Source organism: Sphingobacterium sp. UBA1897 (genome assembly GCF_002337775.1).
GTDB classification, from domain to species: Bacteria; Bacteroidota; Bacteroidia; order Sphingobacteriales; family Sphingobacteriaceae; genus Sphingobacterium; species Sphingobacterium siyangense.
In genome coordinates this window covers 133,393-141,587 of record NZ_DDGR01000002.1, presented here as the reverse complement: position 1 = coordinate 141,587, position 8,195 = coordinate 133,393, and the positions used below count along the sequence as shown (strand labels likewise).

Genomic DNA, 8,195 nt, shown 5'->3' with positions numbered 1-8,195 from the left:
CTAAAAAAATAGCCTGTTGTTTATAACAGGCTATTTTTTTTATTATTTCTATGTTATTATATATATTATTTCTGTGTTCTTATATAGATATCTCCCATGGATGTTTTTAAAATAACATCCTGTCCACCACCATTCATTTTGCCTTTCACGGCGTTACCCATCGGAGTTGATTTGGCTTCCTCGGCAGGTTTTTCGAATTGAAATTCGTCCGCAGCATAGATATTCCCCATAGCAGATTTTACATCCACATTAGCGCCGAAATTCTTTGGGAAGGCAACATCTACAGCGCCCATGGCAGCGACTAAAGAAATCGGTCCTTTGACAGGTTGAACAAATTTGGCTGTAACATCTCCCTGTGAAACCTTTACATTGATCGGCCCGGTAACATTCAATAAATTCACGTCGCCTATCGTACTAGCAACTTCAACCTCAGCCCGGATATCTTTTAATTCGATAACTCCAGCATTAAACATAGCCCCACGCCCTCCTTTGATCGTCACAGGTAAATCCATTGGTATCTTGATACGAATAGAATCTTCTAAGGGCATCCCAACCATACTTATTTCAGTCACTCCACCTTCTGTTTTGATGTTCATACCAAGTCCTGAATTATCCGATAATCCCGAGCCATTGATCACACGTAGGCCTTTTGCACGGTCATTTTCTTCACTTTCCTCTACCTTGGCTGTAATCAGCACATCGTTTCCCTTATAACCTTCAATATAAACATTATCCAATTTTAGTAAAAGTTTATTCCCCAAGTTGGGCACTTTAATTTCTTTCCAGTTTTTCGGTCCCTTTTTACGGCCGAATCCGGCAGAACTGTATGTAAAATTATTAGTATTACTAACAACAACTCCTGAAACCGCTCTAGCCTTTTTAGGAGGATTAGGAGGTTTTGGCGCAGCCACACTTTCTACAGTTTCATTTACTTGGGCCTGCAATACACTTGCAAAGATCAGTGCGACCCCAATCATCATTATCCTTATCTTTTTCATTTCGTTTTAATTTATCTTCATTATTTGTCAAATAATGCATTTTAAGCTTTTTCATAGATTAACCTACACAATCTGACTTCTACCTTAATATATCCTATTATTGATTTAATAATACCGCATATGCTTGCTCCTTCACAAATTTCAGGGTAAATGGATCTTCCACAATTTCATTTAACTTTTCTTTTGTTGTTGCTTTCATCGTCGGATCCTCCTGTTGAGCCATCATTTGCATCAGTTCCATTTGTAAAGTGGGGTCATTTTGCTCCACAAAGAAGTCCTGAACTTTCTGCTGACGTTCTTCTGGACTAAGTCCACTTAATATGGTTTCGATTGCAGCCATGCGGACATTACTACTTTGATCTGACACTGCTGTCTTTTCCAAAGCTCCCACACTATTCCGGTCTAACTTACCCCCATCTTTCATCGCCAAGACAGCACTTAAACGCGTGCTTGCGGAACTCGAATCCTGAAGCATCTGAACGTAATCCATTTTCTCTTCCATTTCACGATGAGCAGTTTCCGATACGCTTGCTTTTGCCAATTGTTTTCCTTTGCTTTCGATACCGGCGATTGCCTTAACGGGAGCTGAAGCCTCTTGGCTATCAGTATGAATTCCCATCACCTCAGCATCAACTGCTTTTGCATTGTCTTCTTTTTCCGGAACAGTAATAGGATGTACTGCAGCCACAGGCTTTTCTACTTCTATTGCTCGTTGTTGATTAAAAGCAATAAAAGTTGCTGTCCCAACTAACAGGGCTGCTGCCGCAATACTAGCCCACGTCCATAAAGGCTTAATCTTTCTTTCCTGAACAGGAGGAACTACTTGTGGTCTTATTTTATTCCATAAGTCAGCCGAAGGTTCTCTCTGATCAAATGCCTCCCGATTAGCGTTCACAAAATCTTTTAAATTATCCCGCATAATTATACCTTTCCTTCAATTCTTCGTAAATTTTCTTTTTAGCACGGTGATATTGACTACGTACAGCAACCGCTGTCATCCCCAATGTTTCCGCAACCTCATCATGGCTCATGTTTTCAAACAGGTAAAGATTAACAACCATCTTAGGTACGCCTGTCAATTGATCGATCACATGCTCTAAATCTGTCAAACGACATTCACGCCATTCTTTTTCCAGCAATTCGTCTTCGCCATCATCCTTGATTTCCAAATCATCCACCGGCGTAAAATATTGCTTATTCTTCCGTAACAGTGAGATTGCCTTATTCACCCCCATCCTTCTCAACCAGGCTTCCACACTGAGAACTAAATGCCATTTATCTGATCTTGAAAAAAAGTCAACAAAGGTTTCCTGTAAAATATCTTCACTTTCTTCCTGATTGGACAAAATCCGATAAATAGAATTAAAAATCTTTTTTGCATACCGATGATAGAGCTGTGCAAATCCAGACTCATTGCCCGTTTGGCACATCGCTAATAAATCTTTATCGCTAAGCTGATTTTGCACGTTCTAAAATTAATACTGTTAATTCTTATGTTTCTACTATGTAGTCGGGGCTCTGCTGAAAATGTTGCAATATAATTTTATTTTTTTTCTAAAATAATTCTAAAAATGCACAAAAGCCCATTAAAGGGCCTCCTTTCAACAAAAAACACTCAAGAATGAACTTGAGTGTCTGCATTAATAAAATAAACTTAATAAGGATTTTAAAACTCCAGGTATAAGATTATCGATTATTTAACTTTTAGATAGGTCTCCACAATGGTATGTTTAACTCCCAATTCAGGTAAGTTTTCCTCACCTGTCTGAACCAATGTATCTCCTTTTAAAGTAAGTTGAAAATCAAACTTATTACTTTCCCAATCGCGCATTGAACAATATTGTAATCTTTCTTGATAGTTGACACCATCAAAAGAATAGGTCCCCCCACCTGCGACAAACAGCGGTTCTTTACCTTTACCTTTTTCCTTATCGTGGTTAAAAAAGGAAAAATGGTCATCATTGAACATTTTAAACATTTCGGTTTTGCTCGTGTCCGTAAAAGCAGTTACCGTATCTTTCCCTTTGATTGTTTTGCTTTCAATAAGCTTATAGGTACCGGTCAAGGACTTGGCTTTTACGGCATCCACATCTTTCTTTTCGGTAGTATTTTTACATGAAAAAACAAGACAGGAAATCGCAATCGCAAATAGCAGTTGATTTTTTAGGTTTATCATATTTTATAAAAGGTTTAAAGAGGCCAAACTACGAAAGTTCAGCCTCAATCAAAAACAAACCATTGTAATTATTTATCCCACCAAACTCGACCAGACAACTTATCTCCGCCAGGTACTGCGGCTGAAGCTGCTCTGTAGTTTTCGCCATTGATAGCCGCTTCAGTAGAAGGATAAGGGAATCTTCTAGGAATAGTCCCCGAAGTAGCATTTCCTGGATAATTCACAGGAGTTAACGCCGGATACCCACTTCTGCGCCAGTTGCTCCAAGTTTCATAAAAATCCATCATCGTTATCGTATGTGCCCAGTATTGGGTATTGATCTGTTTTAAGGCATCAGCAGCATTATATGGATTCGCAGCCAAATAAGTCTCAGCATCTGCATCACTTATTGTCAAAGAACCATCATACTGATTCAGATAGGTAATGCTTGCCTTCACACCTTTTTTATAATGATCGCCTGCACTACCACCTACTCCCCAACGTTGGGCAGCCTCAGCCAAAAGCAACTCGGATTCACCGTAGGTCAAAATAAATGTCGCACCGGTCCGCTTGATCATATTAGGATTGGGCGAAGAATATTCTGCAAATGTCGTGTAACTTGGGTCGCTACTAATGTTATACTGTGCATTTGATCCCAAATCTTTTCCATTCGGCATCCCCTTTTGCTTGGTTGGATCTGTGATAAAACTCCCGTTCTGTGTTTTGTCCTTTTCCGATAAATATAGTTTTGTAACAGCAACCTTTTGCAACCTCGGATCATTATTGCTTTTTAGATAGTCAATAAATGTTTTAGACCATTTTACATAATAATTCTCTTGGCCACCATCGCCCAATAAAACCTGGCTATTTCTATTCTGAGTAACCCTAGATCCTGATTCATCGTGTAAAATAAATGCATTGTCGGCATTACTGTCCATTGTCTTACCCACAGCCTTCTGTACATATTCCTTCGCTTTAGATTCGTCTACTTTAACCAAACGCATCGCTGTTCGTAAGAGCAGAGAATTGCCAAATTTGCGCCATTTCGCAATATCACCTTTATAAATAACATCACCAGTGACTTTATCACCATCATCCTTTAATGCTGCAGTAGCCGTTTCAAGCTCCTTTAGCAAATCGTTATAGATGTCCTGCTGCTTATCATACTTCGGTTTATAAACTTTGGTATAAAAACCCAGTCCCGCCTCCGAATAGGGAACATCACCATACAAATCAGTTAAGCGAGCAAAAATTAAAGCTTTCCAAATACGTGCGACATTGTACAGATTTGCATATTTTGGTTTGTCTTTTGTAAACTCAACCACATCCACAATATTACGAACCTGCTCAATATAGGCCCCAACTGTACCCGTACCCCAATACGCCGCGGTATAGCTTTCATTCAGCATATATTTATCGCCGGCCCAATAACTCACTACAGTCGATAGACCCTGCATCATTGTCGACGAGTAAATTAGATTTCCACGCCATGTATCGTATGCAAAATCAAAACTTCCTGTATAAAATAATTGTGCAGAGCTCAATGTATAATTTGGATCCCAATTTTCTTTACCATAAGCAACTGGATCTGTATTTATCTTATCAAAATCTTTTGTACAGCTACTTTCCATAAATAACGTCGCTGCCATTAAACTAATAACTACCGGTTTAATATATCTTTTCATGATTGTTTGCAATTAGAATTTAACACTTAAATTAACACCGTAAGTACGTACAGCTGGTACACCTCCAAGCTCTAGGCCCGGGAAAGTTGCATTATAGCTCGACTCTGGATCTATGTTATTTGTTTTCTTCATGATCGTCCAGAGATTGCGCGCTACAGCACTTACTGTAATCGACTTAACTTTGTTATTAAATAGATTGGATGGGAAAGTATAGCCCATAACGACCTGTCTCAATTTTACAAAATCAGCGCTGTTTACAAATATCTTAGATACATTATTTGCCGTATTGGTATAATAAGTAGAAGCTGTTCTGCCCAAGCTTTCACGATCAGCCACAGTTTCCTGATGTAATCCAAAAATATAACCGTAGTAATCTGTTCCCGAGAAAAGCTTTCCTCCCCATTTTCCATCAACCAAGAAAGAAAAATTGAACCTTTTGTAGCTAAACTCATTATTCCAGCCAGCAAACCATTTATTCATTGCCGAACCGTAGGACTTTAACTCACCCCGGTCAGGAGAACCATCGGCCAATTTTACGATCTCACCATTACTATCGTATTTATAATCGAAAGCCATGATCTGAAAAGCAGGCATACCAACTTTATTCATTAAGTAACCTACACCCGAACGCGAAGTCGCTACCGTCTGCTCGTCCATTCCTTCAGCCAATGAAATCACTTTATTGTCGTTGTAAGAACCATTCAATGAGGATACCCATTTAAAATCTTCCGTTTTGACAACTGTGGCTGAAATCAATGCTTCAAATCCCTTATTTTGCATTTTACCGGCATTGAGTACGGCACCGGCATATCCGCTTGCGGAAGGCGTTGTGATAAAGGAAATCTCATCTTTCGACTTTTTGTTATACCATGTTAGATCCAAATTTACACGATTATTAAAAAGACGCAACTCCGTTCCGATTTCCAACTCTGTTGCTGTAGAAGCTTTTAAAGAAGAGTTCGGAATATTCACATTGTTAATAACCCCTAAAGGTTGTCCGTTAAGTACCTCACTTCTAAAATTATAGGTTAACAAGGTTTGATAAGGATCTGTTGCCTGTCCTACCTGAGCAAAACCTGCTCTCAACTTTCCAAAACTCAACCATGATGGTTTTAGATATTCTGAAAAGATAAATGAACCCGAGATTGCGGGATAAACAGAGTTTAATTTATTATCTACTCCAGGTGTGGCTAAGGTAGAAAACCAGTCAGAGCGTAAACTACCAGTCAAATAAGCTATATCTTTATAAGCAAATTCTAAGGTACCATAAGTAGACTGTGTCTCCGATTCACTTTCGAGATACGCTACCGACTTATTTTTTGCGTTCAAAATATTATACACACCAAATATCGCGAAGTCGGTACCTAAATTGGTCGTCTGTCTGATTTTAGTATTTCGGTAACTCGCACCAAGATTAGGTGTAAGGGTATAATCTCCGAAAGTGAATGACTTACCGACCAAAACATCGGCATTAATATCTGCAAATTTAGTTTCTTGCTCTGCAATTTTACCATTCTCATAATAGCCGGTGCCAGAAGGAACAACATTCTTATAATGATCGGTATAACCATCTCTTCCTGCCCTTCCCTGAACAAACAAACCATTACCCATGGTATACTTTGCTGTTACGGAAGCGATCGAACGATCCCGGTTCGTATTATTGATAAACTCATTTGCTGCAAACCAAGGGTTGGTTGCATACACATTCCCCGAATTATAAAGGATTTCTTTTCCATTGTCATCTTTCCATGGCTTCAAATCGTTTACATTGATGCTCGTTGGCAAAAACATGACGTTGTAATTGGCATTTCCAGCACCGTCAGAAACCATTGGACGATTTTTGACTTGCTCCAGAATCATATTATAGCGTGCATCAATCGTCAAACCTTTGAGTGGCTCAAAAAGTCCAACCAAATTGAACGACTGTCTTTTCAGTCCCGAATTTGGAACAACAGATCTGTTATTGACATCTGTCCCTGACAGACGAATAGAGCCACCATCAAATGATTTATTTAACGCTAATGTATTAGTCCATGTCGAACCAGTGCGGTAAAACCGATCTAAATTTCCCTTTTGTAATGAATAAGGTCTTGATGCGCCATCGAATTGTACGACGGGTGTTCCATCTAATTTAGCTCCCCAGCTTGAACCTCCCACTTGGGCTGCGCCTGCTTGGGTCGTTGGCTTCTCACCGTTTGCCCCCTGACCATAGACTGTTTGCCAATTCGTGTTGTCTATAATTTGCTCGGCAACAAGGTTACTATTAAAATCGATCGAATTGCCTTTTCCTGATTTTGTTGTAATAAGGATAACCCCTGCCTTGGCTCTTGAACCATATAATGCAGATGCTGCAGCACCTTTCAATACCGAAATACTTTCAATATCGTCTGGGTTGATATTGCCGATTGCATCGCCAAGATCGGGTGCATTATCCCATTGGCTCCCTGAGTTTCCTTTGGAATTGGCGTTTCCGATACCTACCGGCTTACTTTCCATAGGAATACCGTTAATTACGTATAATGGTTGATTTGTCTGATTCAAACTCGATACCCCGCGGATGGTCACATTGGACGCAGCTCCGGCACCGCCAGAAGTAGAACTGATATCCAACCCGGCCACCTTTCCTACGAGTGAATTCATCACATTATTTTCACGGGCTGTGGTTAGCGATTCACCGGCAACCTGCGTAACAGAATACCCCAATGAGCGCTTCTCTTTCTTCATACCCAATGCCGTCACAACGACCTCATTGAGCATCCGATTATCTTCCAATAAAACAATTTTCAGATCACCCTCTTTGGTTACGGCCACTTCTTGCGAAGTGTAACCTGCAAAAGAAATAATTAAGGTGTTTCCCGTTGCCGCATCGATCATAAAGCGTCCATTGATATCTGTTGCACGTCCTACCGCGGTTCCCTTAACACGTACCGTAGCACCAGCTAAGGGATTGCCTTTATCGTCAGTGACGACACCTGCGACAGCCACCTGCTGCTGTTGACTGACAACCACAAGACCTTCCTTAGAAACGGAATAAACCAATCCACTTTTATTGAAAAGCTTAGCCAACACATCCAATACCTTGGTATTATTCGCATTGACTGACACTTCTTTATTTAAATTTTCATTCGTCGAATTATAAACAAAGTAATAATCACTTTGCTCTTCGATCATTTTAAGTACCTTGCTCAGTTTTGTTTTTTGGACATCCAAGGAGACTTTTTGTTGGGAAAATACATTTGCCGAAACATTCATAACAGCACACGTAGTCATAATTAAGGCTAGTTTCATCCGGATAATGAATCTAAAATGCACAATATATCCATTGCGCATTTGCAATAAGCAATTTTTAATCATATT

The 8,195-nt window shown here is 39.7% G+C and carries 6 protein-coding genes; all 6 read right to left on the bottom strand.

What is annotated here, in order from left to right; genetic code table 11:
- Positions 1–65: 65 nt before the first annotated feature.
- Complete coding sequence (locus B4N43_RS01970) at positions 66–998, bottom strand: DUF4097 family beta strand repeat-containing protein (RefSeq protein WP_083663539.1); 933 nt, start codon at positions 996–998, stop codon at positions 66–68.
- 97 nt (positions 999–1,095) lie between these two features.
- Positions 1,096–1,917: a hypothetical protein gene (locus B4N43_RS01965; protein ID WP_088160658.1), complete on the bottom strand. Its 822-nt coding sequence runs from the start codon at positions 1,915–1,917 to the stop codon at positions 1,096–1,098.
- Positions 1,907–2,464 carry an RNA polymerase sigma factor gene (locus tag B4N43_RS01960; RefSeq protein WP_075991654.1) on the bottom strand — a complete coding sequence of 186 codons (558 nt, stop codon included), beginning with the start codon at positions 2,462–2,464 and terminating at the stop codon, positions 1,907–1,909. Before B4N43_RS01960 ends, B4N43_RS01965 begins: the two co-directional genes overlap by 11 nt.
- A gap of 227 nt (positions 2,465–2,691) precedes the next feature.
- Positions 2,692–3,174, bottom strand: coding sequence for a hypothetical protein (locus B4N43_RS01955; RefSeq protein WP_075991653.1), 483 nt, complete (start codon positions 3,172–3,174; stop codon positions 2,692–2,694).
- Between the two features lie 68 nt (positions 3,175–3,242).
- On the bottom strand, positions 3,243–4,838 hold the full coding sequence (locus tag B4N43_RS01950; protein ID WP_088160656.1) for a SusD/RagB family nutrient-binding outer membrane lipoprotein: 1,596 nt from the start codon (positions 4,836–4,838) through the stop codon (positions 3,243–3,245).
- 12 nt (positions 4,839–4,850) lie between these two features.
- A complete protein-coding gene (locus B4N43_RS01945) occupies positions 4,851–8,126 on the bottom strand; it encodes a SusC/RagA family TonB-linked outer membrane protein (protein ID WP_286732469.1) in 3,276 nt (1,091 codons plus the stop codon).
- Between the last annotated feature and the right edge of the window lie 69 nt (positions 8,127–8,195).